This window comes from Epilithonimonas xixisoli, from assembly GCF_004365655.1.
GTDB lineage: Bacteria > Bacteroidota > Bacteroidia > Flavobacteriales > Weeksellaceae > Epilithonimonas > Epilithonimonas xixisoli.
The window spans coordinates 178862-201169 of record NZ_SOEO01000001.1 but is presented as its reverse complement, the minus strand read 5'-3'; the positions used below and the strand labels follow the sequence as shown (position 1 = coordinate 201169).

The 22308-nt window shown below is 36.0% G+C and carries 22 protein-coding genes; 11 read left to right on the top strand and 11 right to left on the bottom strand.

The features are described from left to right. The first annotated feature begins 10 nt into the window (after positions 1–10). From B0I22_RS00935 to B0I22_RS00915, 5 genes are all read left to right on the top strand, one after another. A complete protein-coding gene (locus tag B0I22_RS00935) occupies positions 11–913 on the top strand; it encodes a DUF808 domain-containing protein (protein ID WP_133942736.1) in 903 nt (300 codons plus the stop codon). 50 nt (positions 914–963) lie between these two features. Next, positions 964–1326 carry a four helix bundle protein gene (locus B0I22_RS00930; RefSeq protein WP_133943931.1) on the top strand — a complete coding sequence of 121 codons (363 nt, stop codon included), beginning with the start codon at positions 964–966 and terminating at the stop codon, positions 1324–1326. 58 nt (positions 1327–1384) lie between these two features. Then, positions 1385–2107, top strand: coding sequence for an RsmE family RNA methyltransferase (locus B0I22_RS00925; RefSeq protein WP_133942735.1), 723 nt, complete (start codon positions 1385–1387; stop codon positions 2105–2107). A gap of 85 nt (positions 2108–2192) precedes the next feature. Continuing rightward, positions 2193–2774 (top strand): DUF1572 family protein, encoded by a 582-nt coding sequence (locus tag B0I22_RS00920; protein WP_133942734.1) that lies wholly within the window; start codon positions 2193–2195, stop codon positions 2772–2774. Between the two features lie 293 nt (positions 2775–3067). After that, entirely contained in the window at positions 3068–4180 is a 1113-nt protein-coding gene (locus B0I22_RS00915; RefSeq protein ID WP_133942733.1) for an NAD(P)/FAD-dependent oxidoreductase, read from the top strand. Positions 4181–4331: 151 nt separating this feature from the next. Here B0I22_RS00915 and B0I22_RS00910 read toward each other — a convergent pair whose 3' ends face one another. Further along, the gene (locus tag B0I22_RS00910) at positions 4332–5192 is read right to left on the bottom strand and encodes an EamA family transporter (RefSeq protein ID WP_133942732.1); all 861 of its coding nucleotides are present in this window, start codon (positions 5190–5192) and stop codon (positions 4332–4334) included. Further along, complete coding sequence (locus B0I22_RS00905) at positions 5186–6364, bottom strand: hypothetical protein (RefSeq protein WP_133942731.1); 1179 nt, start codon at positions 6362–6364, stop codon at positions 5186–5188. Before B0I22_RS00905 ends, B0I22_RS00910 begins: the two co-directional genes overlap by 7 nt. A 98-nt stretch (positions 6365–6462) precedes the next feature. Between B0I22_RS00905 and B0I22_RS00900 the strand changes: the two genes are divergently transcribed. From B0I22_RS00900 to B0I22_RS00890, 3 genes are all read left to right on the top strand, one after another. Beyond that, positions 6463–6648, top strand: a complete 186-nt coding sequence (locus B0I22_RS00900) for a hypothetical protein (RefSeq protein ID WP_133942730.1) — start codon at positions 6463–6465, stop codon at positions 6646–6648. A 25-nt stretch (positions 6649–6673) separates the two neighbouring features. Beyond that, a complete protein-coding gene (locus B0I22_RS00895; RefSeq protein WP_133942729.1) occupies positions 6674–7126 on the top strand; it encodes a hypothetical protein in 453 nt (150 codons plus the stop codon). A gap of 243 nt (positions 7127–7369) precedes the next feature. Then, entirely contained in the window at positions 7370–7903 is a 534-nt protein-coding gene (locus tag B0I22_RS00890) for a YqiA/YcfP family alpha/beta fold hydrolase (RefSeq protein WP_133942728.1), read from the top strand. A 254-nt stretch (positions 7904–8157) separates the two neighbouring features. Here the strand turns inward: B0I22_RS00890 and B0I22_RS00885 are convergent, their stop codons facing one another. The 4 genes from B0I22_RS00885 to B0I22_RS00870 form a co-directional block, all read right to left on the bottom strand. Next, complete coding sequence (locus B0I22_RS00885) at positions 8158–8466, bottom strand: hypothetical protein (protein WP_133942727.1); 309 nt, start codon at positions 8464–8466, stop codon at positions 8158–8160. Between the two features lie 9 nt (positions 8467–8475). Further along, a complete protein-coding gene (locus B0I22_RS00880) occupies positions 8476–9135 on the bottom strand; it encodes a TrmH family RNA methyltransferase (protein ID WP_246022121.1) in 660 nt (219 codons plus the stop codon). A 332-nt stretch (positions 9136–9467) separates the two neighbouring features. Further along, the gene (gene yidC / locus B0I22_RS00875; protein WP_133942725.1) at positions 9468–11246 is read right to left on the bottom strand and encodes a membrane protein insertase YidC; all 1779 of its coding nucleotides are present in this window, start codon (positions 11244–11246) and stop codon (positions 9468–9470) included. 244 nt (positions 11247–11490) lie between these two features. Then, positions 11491–13098 carry a CTP synthase gene (locus B0I22_RS00870; protein ID WP_133942724.1) on the bottom strand — a complete coding sequence of 536 codons (1608 nt, stop codon included), beginning with the start codon at positions 13096–13098 and terminating at the stop codon, positions 11491–11493. A gap of 141 nt (positions 13099–13239) precedes the next feature. Here B0I22_RS00870 and B0I22_RS00865 point away from each other — a divergent pair, with 141 nt between their 5' ends. The 3 genes from B0I22_RS00865 (at position 13240) to namA (ending at position 15372) form a co-directional block, all read left to right on the top strand. Beyond that, entirely contained in the window at positions 13240–13695 is a 456-nt protein-coding gene (locus B0I22_RS00865) for a DUF1569 domain-containing protein (RefSeq protein ID WP_133942723.1), read from the top strand. 153 nt (positions 13696–13848) lie between these two features. Then, positions 13849–14292, top strand: coding sequence for a hypothetical protein (locus B0I22_RS00860; RefSeq protein WP_133942722.1), 444 nt, complete (start codon positions 13849–13851; stop codon positions 14290–14292). 24 nt (positions 14293–14316) lie between these two features. Further along, positions 14317–15372 (top strand): NADPH dehydrogenase NamA, encoded by a 1056-nt coding sequence (namA, locus tag B0I22_RS00855; RefSeq protein ID WP_133942721.1) that lies wholly within the window; start codon positions 14317–14319, stop codon positions 15370–15372. A gap of 159 nt (positions 15373–15531) precedes the next feature. On the opposite strand, the gene hemL is transcribed toward namA, so the two are convergent. The 5 genes from hemL to B0I22_RS00830 form a co-directional block, all read right to left on the bottom strand. Beyond that, positions 15532–16812 (bottom strand): glutamate-1-semialdehyde 2,1-aminomutase, encoded by a 1281-nt coding sequence (gene hemL, locus B0I22_RS00850; protein ID WP_133942720.1) that lies wholly within the window; start codon positions 16810–16812, stop codon positions 15532–15534. Positions 16813–16990: 178 nt separating this feature from the next. Next, complete coding sequence (locus tag B0I22_RS00845; protein WP_133942719.1) at positions 16991–18055, bottom strand: glucosaminidase domain-containing protein; 1065 nt, start codon at positions 18053–18055, stop codon at positions 16991–16993. Between the two features lie 242 nt (positions 18056–18297). Next, positions 18298–19212 carry a 1-aminocyclopropane-1-carboxylate deaminase/D-cysteine desulfhydrase gene (locus tag B0I22_RS00840; protein ID WP_133943930.1) on the bottom strand — a complete coding sequence of 305 codons (915 nt, stop codon included), beginning with the start codon at positions 19210–19212 and terminating at the stop codon, positions 18298–18300. A 1009-nt stretch (positions 19213–20221) separates the two neighbouring features. Beyond that, complete coding sequence (locus B0I22_RS00835; RefSeq protein ID WP_133942718.1) at positions 20222–21175, bottom strand: transketolase family protein; 954 nt, start codon at positions 21173–21175, stop codon at positions 20222–20224. Between the two features lie 49 nt (positions 21176–21224). Further along, positions 21225–22247, bottom strand: a complete 1023-nt coding sequence (locus tag B0I22_RS00830) for a hypothetical protein (RefSeq protein WP_133942717.1) — start codon at positions 22245–22247, stop codon at positions 21225–21227. Positions 22248–22308: the final 61 nt, after the last annotated feature.

The window sequence follows — 22308 nt, the reverse complement described above, 5'->3', positions numbered from 1 at the left end:
AAAATAAGTTATGGCTTCAGGATTTTTCGCAATCTTAGACGATATCGGCGCGTTGATGGACGATATCGCAGTGACCAGTAAACTCGCTACCAAAAAAACAGCCGGAATTCTCGGCGACGATTTGGCAGTAAATGCGGAAAAAGCAACAGGTTTTCTGGCATCTCGAGAAATCCCGGTTCTTTGGGCAATCACCAAAGGTTCCTTTATCAACAAGCTTATCATCCTTCCGCTCGTCTTTCTGCTTAAATGGCTGTACGAACCTGCCATCAATTATATTTTGATTCTAGGTGGAATCTATTTGGCTTATGAAGGAATGGAAAAGATTGTAGAATTCCTTTTTCATCGTGAGAAAAAAGGCCACGAAGTGGTTCAGGAAGCTACTTTACCGGAAGATGATGAAAATTCTGAAAAGTCGAAAATCAGTTCGGCAATCAAGACCGATTTTATTCTTTCTTTGGAAATTGTCATTATCGCATTAGGAACTGCACTGGAAAAACAACATCCTTTGATTACCCAGATCATCAGCGTTTCTTTCGTTGCAATCATCGCAACAGTCGGTGTTTATGGCCTTGTCGCATTGATTGTGAGAATGGACGATGCCGGATATTTTTTACAAAAAAAATCTCAAAACAAAGGTTTCTTAAACGGACTTGGACAGGTTTTGATTAAAGGTTTGCCAATTGTCATCAAGGTTCTTGGCGTTGTTGGAACTGTTGCATTGCTTTTGGTTTCTGGCGGGATTTTCCATCATTACATAGAGGTTATTCATCATTGGGTTTCAGAAAATATTCCTGCTAATATTCCTGAGCAAGTGCCACAATTTGGGTTGGGTGTAGTCTTCGGATTGGTTGCTGTTTTATTGGCAACTGTTGGGAAGAAAATATTTAAATTAGTAAAACCGACGAATCGTTGATTTGTTAAACTGCAAAATTTGTTGAATTGTTAAACAGAGCAAAGCAAAGTATGTATCAATTTTATTTTGAAAAATTAGAAGTTTGGCAAAATTCAAGAAAATTGGTAAAAGAAATTTATCTTGTCACTTCTTCTTTTCCTGATAACGAAAAATTTGGAATTACAATTCAAATGAGACGTGCTTCCACAAGTATCTCAGCAAATATAGCAGAAGGCTTTTCCAGACAATCCAATAAAGAAAAATCTAGATTTTTGAATATTGCGTTTGGGTCAACAATAGAAATTATTAATTTTCTTATCCTATCAAACGACTTAGGATTTTTGTCAAATGAAAGTTACATTGAACTGAGAGAAAAAGCAGAATTAATAACTAACCAAATTAATGCTCTGAATAAATCCATCAATAAAGAATAAAATAAATCACAATTTTACGATTTAACAATTTCACAACTCAACGATTCAACAAAAAACTATGAAACTTTTCTTTGGACAGATTTTCCCCGAAATCATCATCGATTCTGATGAGCAACAGCACATCACAAAAGTTCTGAGAATGCGCGAAGGTGAAGAGATTTCGCTGACCGATGGAAATGGAAATCTAGCCACGGGAACTTTAGTTTTTGAAGGAAAAAAAGTTTCTCTCAAAGTTTCCGAAGTCAAAGAGAATCTCCCCGATTTTTCGCCAAAACTTCACATCGCCATTGCACCAACAAAAAAAATAGACCGCATCGAATTTTTCTTGGAGAAAGCTGTGGAAATGGGAATTTCTGAAATCAGTTTTATACTGACGGAACAAACCGAACGCAAAAATATCAGCATCGAAAAATTGCGAAAACAAGCCGTTGGCGCCTCAAAACAAAGTTTGCGTTCTCACTTTCCAAAAATCAATGACCTTCAGAAGTTTTCTGATTTTATCAAAGATTTGAATCCTGAAAATACTTTCGTAGCGCATTGTAATGAGAATTTGGAAAGAATTAATTTGAACGATTTGAAGAATCAAGAGTCAAAAATCAAGAATCAAAATAGCGATGAAAAAATTACGTTTCTAATTGGTCCAGAAGGCGATTTTTCAGATAAGGAAATTCAGCTACTGGCAGAGAAAGGCGTGAAAGCAGTTTCATTGGGAAATCAAAGATTGAGAACGGAAACTGCGGGAATTTTTGTGGCTTCTTGGAATTATGATAAGATGTTCTAGTTTTCTGCGTTAATCTTTAGAAATATATTTCCTTTCAAAATTTGAAAGGATTTTTTTATATTTAATAAGTTAAAACATTTCCAAAATGAAAGATTTATTCATCAAAAGATTCCTCTATTACAAAGACTTGGGCGACAAAACGCTCGCTCAAATTTCCGAAGAACAAATCTTTTGGCAATACAACGAGGAAAGCAATTCGATTGCAATTATCATCAAACACGTCGCTGGAAATATGCTTTCACGCTGGACCAATTTACTCACCGAAGACGGCGAAAAATCTTGGCGAAACAGAGATTCAGAATTTGAAAATAACTTCAAAACCAAAGAAGAAGTTTTGGAATATTGGGAAAAAGGTTGGAATTGTCTTTTCGAAGCTTTGGAACAAATCACGGATGAAAATATCAATTCTACAATTTATATCCGAGGCGAAGCGCATTCTGTTGTGGACGCGGTTTTTCGTCAGTTGGCGCATTATCCTTATCACATTGGTCAAATTATTTACATCGCCAAAATGATGAAGAATGAGGATTGGCAAACGCTTTCTATTGCGAGAAGTAAATCAGCAGATTTCAATCAGGAAATGCATTCTAAGTTTGATGAACAGGAGAATTCTTCGCCCGTTTGTTTTGCAAAAAGTGATGAAGTGAGAGATGATTTTAAGATTTAAAATATGAGAATTTTAACATAAAACTTGAGTACATCACATTTTTCAGACATTTACTTTTGCAAAATTTAAACGCAAAGATTTATCAAATCTTCTGTAATTAAAGCCTGCAAAGAATAACCAATAAATTGATTTGATGAAGGCAGAATTATTAAATAAATGAAAAAATCACTGTAAGCGTGTAATCAAAAGCTTCATCAGTGCAGATTTATCTGCCTTTGCAAGCTTAAATTTTTACAGTTTTCAAATTAAATCTTTGCGTTTATTTTTTCATCTTAAAACTCAAAACCAAAACTATGAATCCAAGCATTTGGGAACTCGAAACTTTTTACAGAAAAAGAGAAATTATCATTATCGGTTCTGGATTTACAGGACTTTGGACAGCGATTTCTATCAAAGAAAAGTTTCCTGAAAAATCAGTTTTAATTGTTGAAAGAAATCCGATTCCGATGGGCGCTTCAACTCGAAATGCGGGTTTTGCTTGCTTCGGAAGTTTGACGGAGATTATTTCTGATTCCGAGAAAATGGGTTGGGAGAAAACGTTGGATTTGGTCAAAATGAGATTCGAAGGTTTGCAGAAGATTCAGAATTATTTTGCTAATGATGAAATTGATTTTGACCTTTGTGACGGTTATGAAATTTTGAACGATGAATTTGCTTTAGAAAAGTTAGATGAAGTGGATCAACATCTTTTTCCGATTACAAAAACTGAAAATACTTTCAAAATCGTTAATGAAAAAATCAAAGAATTTGGGTTGGGAAAATCAGAATTTTTGGTTGAGAATCTTTGTGAAGGAAGTTTGCATTCGGGAAAATTATTAATGAAACTCGTAGAAAAATGTCACGAACTAAAAGTGGAATTTCTCTGCGGAACAGAAGTGGAATCTGTTTCAGAATTGGAAAATGAAGTTGAAATTAAGATTAATAAAAATCTAATTCTCAAATCTGAAAAAGTTATATTTTGTACAAACGCTTTCAGTTCAAAATTCCTTGAATCCGAAGAAATAATTCCTGCAAGAGGACAAATTATTTTAACAGAACCGATTGAAAATTTGAAACTGAAAGGTACTTTTCATTACGATGAAGGCTTCTATTATTTCAGAAATCTCGGAAACCAAATTCTGCTTGGAGGTGCAAGAAATCAAGATTTCGAAACCGAAAAAACAACCAATTTTGAAACGACAGAATTTCTACAAAATCATTTGGAACAATTTTTAAAAGAAGTGATTTTACCAAATCAAGATTTCAAAATTGCAATGCGTTGGTCAGGAATTATGGCGATGGGAAGTGAGAAAACACCGATTGTAAAACAAATTTCTGAGAGACAATTTTGTGCCGTGAGACTTTCCGGAATGGGTGTTGCGCTGGCGCCGAAGATTGGGGAAATGGTTTGTGATTTAGTGAACTAAAAAAGACAATCAAACATATAAATTGCGTCGGGCTTCAGCCCGATGTTCAAATAAAACTACTGTGGCTTTAGCCGAAACTTATCTTAAATTTTGGCTAAAGCCTATTAGCTATCTTTAAATAAATGGGTTAAAACCCGTTCCTATTGATTTTTTACAAAGCTAGAATAAAAGAAGAAGACAAAGACAAACTGATTCCCAAAATCTGACGAAACTCCAAACTTTCCTTATAATAAATCCTTGCGAAAACAAGTCCAACAATAGGTTCCATCAATGCTAAAATTGCAAATAAGAAAATACTGATTTCGGCAATGGCGAAGTTCAAACTCAATGTTCCGATACATCCAAGAAGGATTAAAAATGTAATTTCTCTGAAAGTTTTGGTTTCAATTTTACGGATTTCAATTTTGTTTTTTTGAAATATTGAAATCGTGAAACTGACTGTAAAAACTGCTAATTCCAAAATAATACAGAAGAACAGAATCCCAAATTCTTTGATGTAAGGAATGAACAAAAATGCGGTCGACCAAAATAATCTGGACAAAATTGTAAACCATAATGCTTTGGAGGGTTTGATTTTCTGAAAACTTTTTTGAGAATCGATGAGATAGATTCCTAAAGTAATGACGATTCCGAGAATGATTTTTTTGGTAGAAATATCTTCCTTGAAAATAAAAACGCTAATAAGAATCCAAATCACGATATTGAGTTTTCCGAAGCCTATGACTTTGTTGGCGTTGCCGTATTTCAGGGACGTGACGTAGAAAACCAAGCCTAAAGAATTAACCATACAAAGTCCGAAAATCTCTGCAAATTTGAGAAAACTGATTGAAGGAAATTTTACGATTCCATAGAATTGGGAAATCAGAAAAATTGTTGAAAAAACAAGAATACAACCGAAACTTCGCATTGCAATCAATGGAAAAGTGCCGACTGCTTCTCTGGGATTTTTCCAAAGTGCATTGGTAATTCCGTATGCAAAATGACCGATAAAAATGATGAGAAAGCCTAGCATTTTAGTCTTTCAAAAATTGAGTTCCATCTTTTGAAACCCGTGATTTCGATTTCATTTTTCAGGTTTTTGAGATAGTTTTCGCTATTAATTTTGTCCAAGAAATAACCAAGCGTAAAATATTGAAGCTTGATGTAAGATGCAATGTCAAACGTGAGATGCCTGTCTTTCCAATCGATTTTGAAATCATCAAAATATTGTTTTGCTTCTTTGGTTTTTCCGAGTCCAAGCAAAGTCATTATTTTGGTAACGATGAAAAGATATTTGTATTTTTCGTGGTAATATTTGGTCCAGATTTCATCAAAATCATCCTCATTATAATCATTCATCAATGCAAACGAATCTTCATATTTTCCAATCTTATTGAGCGCATCTGCAAAATGAACTTTGAAAACAATGGTTTGCAGTTCGTCCAAGTTTTCGTTGATTGGAAGCTGAATTTGTTCATTAATAAAATCACGTAAATCCTCAGAATCTTGAGCGTGTAAGACAAAAAGTTTCGCTACAGAAAACCTTGCGACAGGAAAAATGTACTGATTTCCAAACTCTTTTTTCATCTTCTGATAAGACTTTTCCAAATCTTTGAAATGTTTTTCGAAATCGGGATTGTCTTCGGAAAAGAATTTCCCCAGAATCACAAAACTATTAGCAAAAACTCCGAAATGAGAAATCTTTGTATGAGAAGCGACATTCAGCAAAACATCCTGATAATCGGAATCCGCAGACCTGTGATACGTCGGATGCCAGCCGAGAACGTATTCCAAAACATCGGCAGAATCTCTGTATTCCAAGAAAAATAACCGGAGCAAATCGGGATTATTGATGATTCTTTCCGCATTCTGGATATTGATATTTTGGAAAACAGATTCTAATTCATTTTTAGGTTTTCTTTCTTTTAGAAAATCATAAAATTGCTTTGTGCCCAAATCCAAAATTGATATTGGATTTTTTTCTTGTTGATTTTTGAAGTCTTCAAAATTTTTGTAATTCAGAAATTTGGAAATCGTGTTGAGAGAATGTACGCTGAGATTGCTTTCAGATTTCATTTTCCCCAGAAATCTTCGCAATGTATTCTTCGCAATGGGAATTTTTCCGGAAAGATTTTCCAGACCTTTCACGGTTGAAATCTCCCGAAAATACAAATCCTCGAATTCTTTTTTGAGTTTGGTTATCATCTTATCAAAAATAGAAATTTTTGGGCAAAATTGGGAAAAGTTTGACGTGGATTTTGTTGGTAGTTTTGGGGAAATAAACTTTAAAAAAAGTTATAATTATGAACCACACTTACAACATTACTGTAAAAAGAAATATAGGAAAAATCACCAAAGGTTTGAAAGTTCAGATAAGTCATTCGCATCCTCCAAGTTCTAAAATAATTATTGAGGCTTATGAAAGACAATTTGGTTTAAAAGGAGGAACAGCTTCTTTAGGGGATTTTCTCATAGAAAAGGTAAAGTAAATTCTCATTTAAACAAAATTTAAATATGAAAATATCATCCAATTTAACAGGAATTGCAGGAGCTCATTATGTTTCTGCTATATTATCACAAAAGGGGTTTATTGCAATGTTGACATCAAGAAACACAAAAGGAATTGACATTTTGGTTTCTTCTGAAAATTCTTTTAAATCTGTTGGAATTCAAATAAAAGCTAATCGAGATTCCAGAAGAAAAGGATGGCTTCTAAGTAAAAAAGACGAAAATATAGAATCTGAAAATCTGATTTATTGTTTTGTCAATCTTAAAGCTAATGAATTGCCAGATGTTTATATAGTCCCAAGTCAATTGGTTGCAAAAACATTAAAAGAAGAATATCAAATTTGGTTAAACACGCCTGGCAAGAAAGGACAAGCACGAAATGATAATCCTATGAGAATGTTTTTCGCCAACGATGAACAGCTTAATAAATGGGAAATTATTGAAAATCTAATAATCTAACCTTGGAATAATAAAATTCTGTAATATCAATAGGAATGGGCTTTAGCCCATTTTTATGCAAAGAGAACATTAGGCTTTAGCCTAAACCTAATCAAAATTTTGGCTAAAGCCTTACTTATCTACAATTTTACACATCGGGCTGAAGCCCGACGCTATTGATAATATTTTTTTATTGATATTCAATGATTTAAAGTAAATTACTTATCTGAAATTAGATTAAATTAATAAGTTTAATTTTATCCAATGAAACCCACACTTCTCTACATCCACGGATTAGGCTCTGACCAAAATTCTAGAAAATTTCTGAATCTGAAAGAATACTTCAAACACGAATTTGAATACGATTTTATTGAATGGAATAATGAAAGTGATATTTCTAAGCTTTTGGCTGAAGCTGAAATAAGATTGAAAAATGCAGGAAAATTAATATTAATTGGAGATTCTACTGGCGCAAATTTCGCTTATCAATTGAGAGAAAGATTATTAAATCAGGGCACAGAATCCATCTTAATATTGAGTAGTCCACTTTTGAATATTGAAGAAAGGATTGCAGATTTTGAGTTTCCAAAGTCACTCTTACCTCAACTTAAAAAGTATAAGAATCCTAAAAACACTTTAATCATCGCAACCAAAAACGACAAAGTTTTGAATCAAAATTGGCTTTTCAATACGGCTTTTGAAAACGTAAAATTGATTGAAACAGATGACAATCACAGACTGGAAAAGTTCCACGAAAGTCTTTTGGAAATCAGAAAATATATTGATGGAAATTTATAACATTAGTCTAAAAAAATTCTTTTTAAATTGATTGAGTGCTTTAAAAAAAATTTTAAATTCAAAAAGAATTAAATTCACTACTCATATTTTATTTTGATTTTCTCAAATTTCACTTTCTCTTTTTTAATATAATATTCTAATGAATCATTTGTTTCAATATTTTCAAAAGAATAAGCTTTTTTGATTTCCGAGATTGTGTCTCCTTGAATTTTAAATTCATAGAATTGATAAGATTTTCCAATCCCACCTTGGATTTAAACCATTCGCCAAGTTTGATTTTTCTTTTCTAATAATCTCAATTGTCTGAAAGGTAGATTAGGTTTTAAAACAACATCTGTTATATTAAATTCCTCATCAGGATTGGCAATTTTTAATTCATCTTTTTCTGATGCAACAAAAAAATCTTTGATTTGTTCAGGAATTTTGTTTTTATCATTCAAAATTATCCAATCGCCATCTTTTTGATTTATAATATCTTTTTGATTTACAATATCTTTTTTCTCTTCTTCCTTTTTACAAGAAAAAGTCAACAATAGAACAATTAAAAAAATTAAGTTTTTCATCAAATAAACCTAAGAATTCTCCTTCAAATACTTCTCCAAAATCATATCACCACTCGGAATTGAATTCTTTGCCCAGCGGATTTTCAGTTGAAGTAGTTTTTCTTCGGACAATTTGTAGTCGATGTTGGATTTCAGGAGTTTTTGTTTGAGTTCGTACATACAGATTGCGGCGGCAACAGAAACATTGAAGCTTCTCGTGAATCCAAACATTGGGATTGCCAAAGTTTCATCAGCAAAGTCCAACAATTCATCCGTAGTTCCCTCCCACTCTGTCCCGAAGACCAAAGCCAATGGTTCATCCACTTTATAATCCGGAAGCATTTTTGCGTTGTTCTCTGCAGAAACTGCGACGATTTTATATCCTCTATTTTTAATATTTTGGAGAGATTCTATTGTTCTCGGCATTTTCTCCACTTCTACCCAAGTGTCTGCGCCTTTTGTAACCTTCAAGTTGGGTTCGAAGAAGTTTTCTTTTTCCATCGCCACGACTTTGTGAAATCCGCAAGCTTCCACGCTTCTGACAATCGCCGCAGCATTTCGGAATTGGTAAATATCTTCCATCACTGGCAAAACGAAATCTGAACTTTCTTTGGAAAAATGTTCGATTTTTTGGAGACGTTCTGGTGTTAAAAAAGTTTGAAGATATTCGTAAGTGGATTCTAGGTTCAAGGTTTTAGGTTTAAGATTGTTTGCAAATTTCGGGATTTTTATTTTTATCTAAAAACTCCTTCAGAGTTTGAAACCCCTGAAGGAGTTAATTGAATATGTTGAACTTTCTAGAAAATCCCTAGCCCTGATGGGAACGGCATCCTTTTTTGTTTTTATGTGGCTCACGTTGTTTGGTTTAACGAACGTTGTGAAAAACAAAAAAGATATAGTGGACAGCAGGATTAAGCTCCTAATTATAATTGATAATCGATAGCTGATAAATGATATTGAGAATGTGAAACTCTGAAGGGGTTGAGAAATAAAAAAAGCGGTAAAAAATTACCGCCTTATATTTATTTCTTTTTGTTTTGCTGTGCTTTCTGTTGCTCTTGCGCTTGCTCCATCATCTCTCTCATTCGTTTTTGGAACTTACCTTCTTTTTTCGGTTCCTTCTGTTTGTTTTCCTGAATCTGAGCGTGGATTTTTTTCTCATCGAGGATGAAATATTTGATGACCAAAATAATTACAATGTTAATTGCATTGGACACGAAATAATACCAAGACAATCCTGATGCAGAACTGTTCAAGAAGAACAGGAATGTGATTGGGAAAATGTACATCAACACTTTCATATTCGGCATTCCTTCCTGTTGTGGTTGCTGGATGTTTCCGGAAGTCATCACAGTGTAAATCAAGATTACAATCGTACAAGCTAATGCTAAAATACTCAAATGCTCTCCCAACAATGGAATATTAAATCCGAATTTAATCACATCATCATAAGCCGTCAAATCTGGTGCGAACCAGAAGCTCTTGCCTCGGAGGTCTAGCATATTCGGGAAGAATCGGAAAAGTGCATAGAAGAGCGGAATCTGAACCAAGGCTGGTAAACATCCTGCCATCTGATTCACGCCAGCTTTTCTGTAAACCGCCATTGTTTCCTGCTGTTTTTTCATCGGGTCAGCATCCTTGAATTTGGCATTTACCTCATCGATTTCCGGACGAATCACTTTCATCATCGCACTTAGTTTGTGCTGTTTGAACATTACCGGAGACAAGATTAGTTTGATAATAATCGTCATCCAGAAAATGGCCCAACCTGCTGCGATGCCCCAACCTGAAATCAAGGTGTACATCGGCATAAATACGTGGCGGTTCAATGAGCCAATGAATGACCAACCTAGTGGCAAAATCTCGTCGAAGTTTTTATCAAACGATTTAAGCAAATCCATATCCAATGGCATAAAATACCAAGTGAAATCTTGATTCAGCTCGTTTCCAGCTAAATTAACTTGACCGTCAAAATTGAATTTCTTCAAAAACTCACCTTCCTCGATTGGTTCCTGATAACCTTTTGATTTTGTGAATCCATTCTTAGCTTCAATTACTGCAGAGAAAAACTGTTGCTTCACGCCAATCCAGTTAAGGGTTTCATCTGGCTCATCCATATCGGTACGAGCGTCGTAATCGTAATCTTTATAATTGTTGAATGCGTAAGAAAACTCTGTATGAGTCTCCTCCTGAGAACGTCCTTTTTCTGCACCTCTTACGTTGTAATCCCAAACAAAATTGGCTTTACCATCGTTTACCAATGTTGCCAAACCTTGTGTTTTAACTTGGAAATCTACCGTATATTTTGCTTTAAGTGTATAAATAAATTGAATCGTCGCCGTTCCGATTTGAGAACTCAAAGTCACAACATTTCCTGCAACTTGTGGTGCGAAAACCAAATCTTTGGTATTGAAAACTTTTCCGGATTTGTCTTTGAACTGGAAACCGTAGCTCGCATTGTTGTTATTAAACAAATAAAGTGGTTTTCCTCCAAACGCCTGAAACTTGTTCAGTTTTACAGAGCTTAATTGTCCGCCAACGCTGGAAAATTCCAAATCCAGCTCATCATTGTGAAGTTTCACTTTCTGAACAGAAGTTGGTGTAACTGCAGTTGCATTTAAGTTTGTAGCGAGGGGTTTGGCCTTGGTGACAAGTTCCGTTTTTTTGGCATCTATTGCCAATTGTTCTTGTTGCTCCTGTGCGTTTTTGTTTTGGAAATAAAACATAAAACCGATAAGAATCATAGAAAAAATACCGAAGCTAATCAGCTGGCTTTTATCTAGTCCGTTATTCTGTTGCATTATAGAATTGAGTTTAAAGTTTAAGGTTTTTAATTTGAAAGTCTTCGAGAGCCTCAGACTGACAGTTCAAAACCTAATTCATTTTGGTCTGCAAAAATAGTGTTTATTTTTCAGAATCCATTATAAAGACGAATGGCTCAGAGAAATACTTTTTTTCTGCTGTATTATGTAAAAAAAGTATAATGTACAATGTATTTCTTCATATTCTGAATCATACTTTGTACATTATACTTAATACTTTTTACTATTTCTTAACCGTTGCGCTGATAAAAGCTTTGAATAATGGATGTGGTGTCGCCACAGTACTTTTATATTCCGGATGATATTGAACGCCAACGTAGAACGGGTGATCTTTCAATTCCAAAGTTTCTACCAAATCTGTTTCCGGATTCAGACCTGTTGGAATCAAGCCTTTTTCCTCGAAGTCTTTTTTGTAATCACTGTTGAACTCATATCTGTGGCGATGACGTTCGGAGATGGTTTTTGCACCGTAAACCTCAGCCAATTTTGAGCCTGTTTTCAGAACACATTTCCACGCACCAAGACGCATTGTTCCGCCTTTTTCTACCACATTTTTCTGCTCCTCCATTAGAGAAATCACGGGATCCGGCGTAGAAGTATCGAACTCTACACTATTGGCTTTGCTCAATTCTAAGACATTTCTGGCAAATTCTATAGTCATAATCTGCATTCCCAAACAGATTCCTAATAAAGGAACTTTATTCTCTCTCGCATATTTCGAAGCCTGAATTTTACCTTCAATTCCTCTGTCTCCAAAACCAGGCGCTATCAAGATTCCATCAACGCCGTTTAACAATTTTTCTGCACCTTCTTGTTCGATATCGCCACTGTAAACCCATCTTACTTTCACTTCTGTTTCCATATCGGAACCTGCGTGGATGAAGGCTTCCGCAATAGATTTATAAGAATCCTGAAGCGAAACGTATTTTCCGACCAAAGCAATTTCTACACTGCGTTTTGGATTTTTATATTTTTTAAGGAATGATTTCCAGTCTTTTAGATTAATTTCTTTTCCAATAGGAAGATTTAATTCTTTGAGAACAACCTCATCAAAATGTTGTTTTTGTAGGTATAATGGAACTTCGTAAATCGTATCCATATCAATACACTCGATAACGTTTTCTAATCCAACGTTACAAAACTGAGCCAATTTGGAACGCAATTCTTTTGGAATGGTATGTTCAGTTCTGCAAACCAAAACATCAGCCTGAATTCCACTTTCCATCAATTGACGCACGGAATGCTGAGAAGGCTTGGTTTTCAATTCTCCACTTGAAGATAAATACGGCAACAATGTCAAATGTATCACCATCGAATTATTTTTGCCCAATTCCCATTGCAACTGGCGAACACTTTCTATATAAGGAAGCGATTCAATATCGCCCACAGTTCCACCAATTTCTGTAATAATGATGTCATAATCCTTCTTGGAAAGCATCTTTATTCTGCGTTTGATTTCGTTGGTAATGTGCGGAATCACTTGAACAGTTTTCCCAAGAAAATCGCCTTTACGTTCTTTTTCGATAACGGTTTGGTAGATTTTTCCTGTTGTAACGTTGTTGTTTTGGGAAGTTGGAGAATCTAGGAATCTTTCGTAATGTCCAAGGTCAAGGTCTGTTTCTGCGCCATCTTCGGTCACGTAGCATTCGCCGTGTTCATAAGGATTTAGCGTTCCTGGATCGATGTTGATATAAGGGTCAAGTTTTTGGATAGTCACTTTGAAACCGCGTGATTTCAGTAGAAGCCCCAAAGAAGCGGAGACAATTCCTTTACCCAGTGACGATGTTACACCTCCTGTCACGAAGATGTATTTCGTTTCTTTTTTACTCATTAGATTAGGTTTGTGCAAAGTTAAAGCATCTGAACCTAACTCACAATTTTGTAACAGCATTTATAAAAACTTAACACCGATTTCTCGTTTTGTGCTTATATTTGTTTTCAAATTTTTTAGACCAAAAAACAGACTTTAATTATGAAAAATATATTTGACCAAACCGATACTTCCCACTTAATCAAACGAATCAACGCACTTACAGAAGATTCTTTCCCAAAATGGGGATTGATGTCCGTGGACAAAATGCTCGCGCACTGCAACGTGACTTACGAACTCATCTACGAACAGGAAAAACACAGAAAACCAACCTTCATCACAAAATGGTTGATGAAAAATTTTGTCAAATCCAAAGTCACCAATGAATTGCCTTACAAGCAAAACCTTCCTACTGGTGCAATGTTTGTGATTACCGACAGCAAAAACTTCGAAGAAGAGAGAAAGCGCCTCATCGGATTTATCCAGAAAACGCAACAATTGGGCGCAGATGCATTTGAAGGCAAAGAAAGTTTCAACTTCGGAAAATTGACGGCCACAGAATGGAACAATATGATGGCAAAACATCTGGACCATCACCTTTCGCAGTTTGGAGTTTAATAATTTGGGCAACTATTCCGCCTTCCACTCCCGCTTTTTTTGTCATTGCGAAGAACATTTTACCATCAAAAGAACATTTCAATAATCGCAATAACAAAAAAGAGCTCCGTTCAAGTCGGGTTGCGAGTGATTCAACGTTTTAAATTGACAGTTATGAAAAAATATTTTTTCCTTTTAATGATGAGTTTTGTGAGCATTATTACCAATGCGCAAACTTCTAAGCTACTTATGAATGACGCCAAATCCTATATTGGAAAAATTGATGATAAAGCAAAAATGAACGTTGGATTTTATTCTGTTTTTTTAGATAAAGATTCTCCTGAAACCTATAAAGTGAATGGATATTCTGATGTTGAAGGAACAAAAGCAGATTTTAGCGGAACCATTATTTTTAATTCAGAAAAAACAAAAAATTCGAAAGACGAATCCAAAATCTATGATTTGAAATTCTCTGAAAAAGGAACAGGAAAACATAACGGGATTTTCTTCGGCGAACTCTCAATCAAAGAATCATTAGACAAAAATCAATTGAAATTCGAAGGAACTTGGACCAATTATGGAAACACAATGAAATTTCCTGTCTATTTCAATAACTAAATCAATCTAATATTAAATTTAAAAATGAAACTTTTCACACCCATAAAATTCAGAAACATAGAACTGAAAAACCGAATCGTAATGTCGCCAATGTGTATGTACTCTGCGGAAGATGGCGTTGCCAATGATTTTCACTTTGTACATTACGGCAGTCGTGCGCAAGGAGGCGTTGGATTGGTAATGGTAGAAGCCACTGGCGTAGAACCTCGCGGACGAATTACTAACAAATGTCTTGGCATTTGGAATGACGAGCAAGCTCTAGCTTTGAAAAAAATCGTGGATTTTGTTCACCAAAATTCAGAGAGCAAAATCGGAATCCAGTTGGCTCACGCTGGCAGAAAAGGCTCGACCTGGGAAAACCGACAAATCAGCATCGAAGAAGGTTGGGAAACCATTGCGCCAAGTCCAATTCCTTTTCACCATTCAGAAAGAACGCCACACGTTTTGACGATTGAAGAAATCAAAAACTTGGTAGAAGATTTCCAAAAAGCAACGAAAAGAGCCGTTGAAGCAGGTTTTGATGTGATAGAAATCCACGGTGCCCACGGCTATTTGATTCATCAATTTTTGTCACCACTTTCCAATACCAGAACCGACGAATATGGTGGAAACGCAGAAAACAGAGCCAGATTCCTAATGGAAATTGTAGATGCCGTCAATTCTGAAATCACAGAAAATCAAGCTTTATTCGTAAGAATCTCCGGAACCGAATATGCAGAAAACGGCTGGGAAATCTCCGACAGCGTAGAACTTGCGAAAATTCTCAAAACCAAAAATGTAAATTTGATAGATGTTTCCAGCGGTGGAAATATCAGTGGTGTCACCATTCCACTGAATCCTGGCTATCAAGTTCCTTTGGCCGAAGCCGTAAAGAAAAATGCGGACATCAAAACTGGCGCAGTTGGTTTGATTACAGATGCCAATCACGCCGAAGAAATTTTGGAAAACGAACAAGCAGATTTAATTTTCTTAGCCAGAGAAATCTTGAGAAATCCGTATTTCGCAGTACAATCTGCTTGGGAAAATGATGAAGAAAATTTCTATCCACATCAGTATTTGAGAGCAAAACCAGCGAAGTAATCTTAAATAAAAAAACCGCCCTCACAGAAAAGAACGGTAGTTAAACGAGATTCGATTTCTCATTTTGGAGTTACTAATTTACCACAAATTAAATGCAATTCCAATATGATTTTCAACAAAAAAACGACTTGATAAATAATTTTCAAGTCGCTTTTTATCTTAGTAATGGAAGTTTCTAACGGCTTCCAAAGTTTTATCAATCTCAGCATCGCCAATCGCTGACGATATAAACCAAGTCTCATAGCCACTCGGCGGAAGATAAATCCCTTGTTCCAACAGCTGATGAAAGAAGTTATTGAACAATCCAATTCCAGATTCGTTCGCTTCTTTGAAATTGCTGACAGACGTTGCATCAAAAAAGACAGACATCATACTTCCTTTTCGGTTGATTCTATGTTTTATTCCTTTCTCATTTAGGATTTTTCCAATTTCGAAATCTAAGGTTTCTGTGGTTTTTGCTAATTTGTTAAAGAATTCTGGGTCTTGTTTTATTAATTGCAAAGTTTTGAGTCCAGCTCGCATTGCCAAAGGATTTCCACTCAAAGTTCCGGCTTGATAAACGTTTCCTCTTGGCGAAAGATAATTCATAATTTCGTTGCGTCCGGCAAAAGCACCAACTGGCAATCCGCCTCCAATCACTTTTCCGTAAGTCACCAAATCTGCTTTCACATTCAAAGCCTCCTGTGCGCCACCAAAAGCCAATCGGAATCCTGTCATTACTTCATCAAAAATCAAAAGTGCGCCATTCTCGTCGCAGATTTTTCTAAGGTTTTGAAGGAAATTATTTTCAGGCAAAATACAACCCATATTTCCAGCAATCGGTTCTACGATGATGCAGGCAATCTGTTCTGGATTCGCTTTGAAAAGGTCTTCAACTTGTTCAAAATTATTGTACTCAGCCAGCAAAGTATCTTTCGCTGTTCCCTGCGTTACGCCTGGCGAATTTGGACTTCCAAACGTTGCCATTCCACTTCCTGCCTGAATCAAAAACGAATCCGAGTGTCCGTGGTAACAACCTTCAAACTTGATGATTTTTTCTCTTCCTGTAAATCCTCTTGCCAAGCGAATCGCGCTCATACAAGCTTCTGTACCGGAAGAAACCATTCTGATTTGGTCGATGTTTGGAACGTTTTCTACGATATATTTTGCAATCTCGGTTTCCAGTTCCGTTGGCGTTCCGAAAGAAAAACCTTTCTCCGCCTGAGATTTCAAAGCTTCTAAAACTTCAGGATGCGTGTGTCCCAAGATGGCTGGCCCCCAAGAATTGATGTAATCGATGTAATTTCTGTCGTCCTCATCGGTCAGATAAGCACCTTTCGCAGACTTCATAAAAAGCGGAACGCCACCCACAGATTTAAAAGCACGAACCGGCGAATTCACACCTCCCGGGATATATTTGTACGCTTCTTCAAAAAGCGCTGAACTTCTTTGGTATAACATTATTTGTTTTTTTGTCCGAAGTCCGAAGATGGAAGTCGGAGGTTAATTCAATGTAAAAAATTAAAATTATCTCGCAGATTTTGGAGATTTCGCAGATTAAAAATCTGCCTAATTAGCACAATCTGCGAGAAAATATATGATTGAAATCTTCCAGCATCCAGCTTCTGACTTCCAACCTTTAGCTTCGCGGTTTCTTATTTTGAAGATAAATTAATTGTCCAGATTTTGGTTGCTCACCTTGGCTCATCCTGTTTTTGCTGTACAATTTCTTCTCTTTGATTCCGAATTTCTGAGCAATATCGTGCATCGTTTCGCCCGTTCCGGCTTTGTAAGTCGCCTTGTTTCCGGAAGAATTTTTACCTTCGAGAAAGATGATGTCATTTTTCGCCAGTTTGGTACTTTCCAATTCGTTGTACTTCATCAGACGTTTTTCGCTGATTCCAAATTTTTTAGAAATTTCAGAAACATCGGCATCCACAGGCATTATGAAAAACTTAAGTCCATCGTTTGGATGATTCTTCACCAAGATATTTTTCAAAAGCGCAGACTTTGTTTTAGAATCAACAATATCCGAAACTTCGTTCTGTTGTTTTGCATACGAACCTTGCTTATAATCCACTTTGATAGTCGGCGGAACCACTTTTTCATTCTGCTTTTCCTGTCCAAGTTGCGCCATAAAAACCGCATCCTGGTTCAAGCTTGGATACATTTTCAGAATAGCGTAATAAACTTCATCTTTAGTCGTATTATCAAATTCGTAGAGTCTGTATTTCTCAATTTTTGAAATCAAAATATGAGCATATCTTGGATTGGTTGCGTAGCCAGCTTTTTTCAATCCGTGCGCCCAAGCTTTGTAATCTTTCGGATCCAGCTTGAACAATCCAACGTAATATTTCCGAGTTGCCAAAAAAATCGAGTGATCTTCGTAAGACTGCTTCGGGTCGTCATAAACGCGGAAACACTCGTTGGGAGCGTCGTCCGTGTGGCTCATTGTTTTGCCCGTCCAATCTTCTTTGCATTTGATTCCGAAGTGGTTTTTTCCCTGTTGCGCCAGTCGGCTTTGTCCGCCACCAGTTTCCAAAAGTCCCTGAGCCAAAGTGATGCTCGCCGGAATCTTATATTTCTCCATTTCTTCCACCGCGTACGGAGCGAATTTTTGGATGTATTGGTCTTCCGTTTTCCAAGTTTGTGCTTTCACCAAGCCTAAAACACCCACAAAACCAATCACTAATAACTTTCTCATATTTATTTTTTACAAAATACTTTTAATTTTATGGAAGCTTAATCCCGCTTTCCGCTATATCTTTTTTGTCTTCGACATTATGTCAAAAAAAGAACTTTAGCAGAAAGACAAAAAAGGATGCCGCTGCAATCGGGGCTATGGGGTTCTAAATTCTTTTCAACATTTCCATTTCAAAATTTAGTAATCCACATCTTTGTCAACCCCTTCAGAGTTTAAAACTCTGAAGGGGTTTTGTCCCGCAATCACAAATTCCAATTTATCAGTTCTCTTTCTTTGCTTTTCAAAAACAGATTCGCTCCTTTTATGCCTTGCAATCCGCCGCTATGAAAAGCCAGAATCTTTGAACCTTTCGGGAAAAATCCTTTTTCTGCCAATTCAAAAATGGTTTGCATCAGCTTTCCCGTATAAATCGGGTCCAAGGGAATCTGATATTCCTCAAAGAACCAATTTATAAAACGAACATTCTCTTCTGATATTTTACCGTAGCGGTTTTCATCAGCATCTTTCAACTCAAAGTTTTCTCTTCCGCTCCATTTCAAAATTGCTTTCTCTAAAGAATCATCTCTTACAACCTTGATTCCTAAAACCTTTTGACCAGCTTCCGCAAATTTGGAAATCCCGGCAATTGTTCCTCCAGTTCCAACTGCGGTGCAAAGATAATCAAAATCTTTGGTGTCATTTCCCAGCATATATTTCACACCTTCCACAGCAGATTCATTGCTTCCACCTTCCGGAATAATCAATGAATTCGGATATAAATTTGAAAAATTTCCCGAGAGTTTTTCTTTGTTTTGATAATCTTCTCTTGACACAAAATGAAAATCCATTCCGTTTTTTGAAGCTTCGGAAAGTGTGGGGTTTTCTTGCCAATTGTTCTCCAATTCGTTTCCGCGGATGATTCCGATGGTTTTGATTCCAAACTCTTTCCCGAAAGCAGAAACCGAAGCAATGTGATTTGAAAATGCGCCACCAAAAGTAATTAGCAAAGGATTCTCAGGTTTCGATTCCAAATATTGATTGACATTGAAAAAGAGTTTCCAGAATTTGTTTCCGGAAATTTTTGGATGGATAAGGTCTTCTCTCTTGATGAAAATCTGAACATCAAAATTGGTTTTCAGTTGTGTGATTGGGATTTTATGTTCCGGAATTTGAAGCATCTTCAAAATTACTTAAGTTTTTGTTTAGAATCATTGTTGTACAATAAAAAATAAAATATCATTAATAGGTCGCTCCTCTGGAGCTTTAATTTAAAAAATCTCTATATTTCTATTAACAGTTCGCTCCTAACGGAGCTGTAATTAATCCTATTGGGATTTACTGTTAATAGAAAAAATGCAATTACGAAAAACAAAGCTCCAGAGGAGCGACCTTTCTATTCATCATATAATCATAGAGTTTATTATTTTTTTCTAATGCCGTAGTCGGTGCTTCGTACCTTTTTATACACCTTGAAGATTCTATCAACATTTCGCAACTTCGTTGCTTTATGGTTTTGAATCAAAAAAAATATATGATTAGCTAAGATGTAAAAAATCTAAAACTTTGTATTATACAAATTCTACCATTAAATACAACAAAAAGATATCACTCCTACGGAGCGGAATTGTTTATTCAAAATTGATTTTCTACAAACAGATAGCTCCTACAGAGCATTTTAGTTTTGCAATTTATGAATAGTCCGTAATTAGTAATAACTTAGTTTTTAACAGTTTGTTTGTCATTCCGTAGGAATCTCAACACACTGATAATAAAACAGTTTAGATTCCTGCGGAACGACAAATTGACTGCTGATTTTAGTATTATAATTAAAAACGGACAAGCAATTGCAATTTAAAGTACAATTGGTATTAAAAAGAATCTTTTTTCAACAAAGGGCAAAGCCCTGAAATATTGGTAGAAATATTTACAACTAAAAACGAGGTGCGAAGCACCGACATACTGGTTTTTAGCATAGTGATTTCTAGGTTTTGGAATGTTCAACTAATTAAGAAAACTTGAATTGGTTGAAAATCCCATAGCCCCGATAGTAACGGTTACCCCACAGCTAGCCTGGGGAAAAGCATTGGCGCGAGGAGTAATAGTGGATAGCGGGATAAGCTCCTAAAAATTTTGCAAACAAAAAATCCACCGAAAATGGTGGATTTTGTATGATGTAATTTCTGAGAATTATTTTGTTCTCTCGATGATTTTTTTCACGGCCTTTACGACAGCTTCTGCATCGATCTGGTATTTTTTCATCAATTCTGCCGGCGTTCCTGATTCTCCGAAAGTATCTTGAACAGCTACAAATTCTTGAGGTGTTGGTCTTCTTCTGGACAACATTCCAGCGATAGATTCTCCAAGTCCGCCAAGGAAATTGTGCTCTTCTGCTGAAACTAATTTTCCAGTTTTCTCTACAGATTTCAAGATAATTTCTTCATCCAAAGGTTTGATTGTGTGAATGTTGATAACCTCGCAAGAGATTCCTTCTTTTTCCAATTCTTCTACGGCAAGCAAAGATTCCCAAACCAAATGTCCGGTTGCAACGATGGTAACGTCTGTTCCTTCTTGCAAAAGAATTCCTTTTCCTATCTCGAAAGGCATATCCTCTGGAATGAAAACTGGAACCACAGGACGACCGAATCTAAGATAAACTGGGCCTTCGTGTGCTGCTGCTGCAAGAGTTGCAGCCTTGGTTTGGTTGTAATCGCAAGGATTGATAACGGTCATCCCAGGAAGCATTTTCATCATTCCGATGTCTTCCAAAACCTGGTGTGTTGCGCCATCTTCTCCCAAAGTAACTCCGGCGTGGGAAGCAGCGATTTTAACATTTTTATTAGAATAAGCAATCGACTGACGGATCTGATCGTAAACTCTTGACGTTGCAAAGTTGGCAAAAGTTCCCGCGAAAGGAATCTTCCCGTTGATTGTCAATCCTGCTGCCAAGCCCATCATATTGGCCTCAGCAATACCAGTCTGGAAAAATCTTTCCGGTGCTTTTTCTATGAATTTTTCCATCTTCAGAGAGCCAATCAAATCTGCGCAAAGTGCGACAACATTTGGGTTGGTGTCAGCCAATTCTGCCAAACCAGCTCCGAAGCCTGAACGTGTATCTTTTTTTTCTGTGTATGTATATTTCATCTTTAAATTTTAATTTTTAATCGTCAAAGTTGACTTTATTTTTGAAGAATTAATCTAATTGATTGAGGTATTTGTCGAGTTTTTTCTGGTCAGATTTTGATAGTTTGTCTCGGACATCCAGAAGATAAAGAACTTCTCGGCGGATCTCATCCATCGTTCCTTTTTCGTCCACAGTTTCGTCATAAGACTGCGTGAGATACATATCGCAAACTTGTCCTGCGTAGTTTTTGAGATGTCTTGCAACTTCTTTATGTTCAAACACGGGAAAATCTTTGTGCAAGTTGCTGCAATATTGAGGGGCGCCTTTTAAAAGATTTTTGGAATTGGGATTGTCTATGGAAAGATTGGCCATTACCGAATTTTCCTTCTTGTAAGTCGAAACATATTCCTGAATGTAAGGATAATCGCCTGCAAAAGCGGTGCTATCTGCAACTGCGGTAGAATCCAATGCGGCATAATCATCTTCCCATTTTCGCTGTTCCATCATCAAAGAATCCATCTTGCGCTGATGCTTCATCATACTTTCTTTATGATTGAAGTAAACATAGGCATCAGAATCTTTGATACTTTTCAGGATGAAATGTTCTGTTTCAAACTTATCCGTATTGGGGCCGCCTTTGAGAATGAGACCTTTCAAACCATTGGAATAATTGCTTTTGGTAAAAACCTTCAAAACACCCGTCAATGCTGTAAATGTATTGATTGGATAAGTTTCATTGATACAGATTTTCATAGATTCTTCTTTTGTTTTATCTATAAAATTGACCGTATAATATTGGCAAGGAAGACCTAAAATAGTTTCTGTTCCGGAGATTTTATTAATCTCCAAATCTCCTTTTTTCTGCTCTGGCGAGGCGTACATCATCTGAGAAAAAATCGATGAAAAGACACTATTTTCCAATTGGTTATTCATCGTGAAACTCACCGTACTCACGCCAAGATCATCGATGAATAGATTGAGAGGCAACTGATCTATGTGACTGCTAAGTAATAATTCGTTTGAAGCATTACCAAAAATATCAATTTCTACGTTTTGGTTTTTGGTTTTATCATCCAAAAATGTGTATTTCAATTCTTTTGAAAACACAATTTTTTTGTTTTGAGCAGATGACCACAAAAAACTAAAAACAACA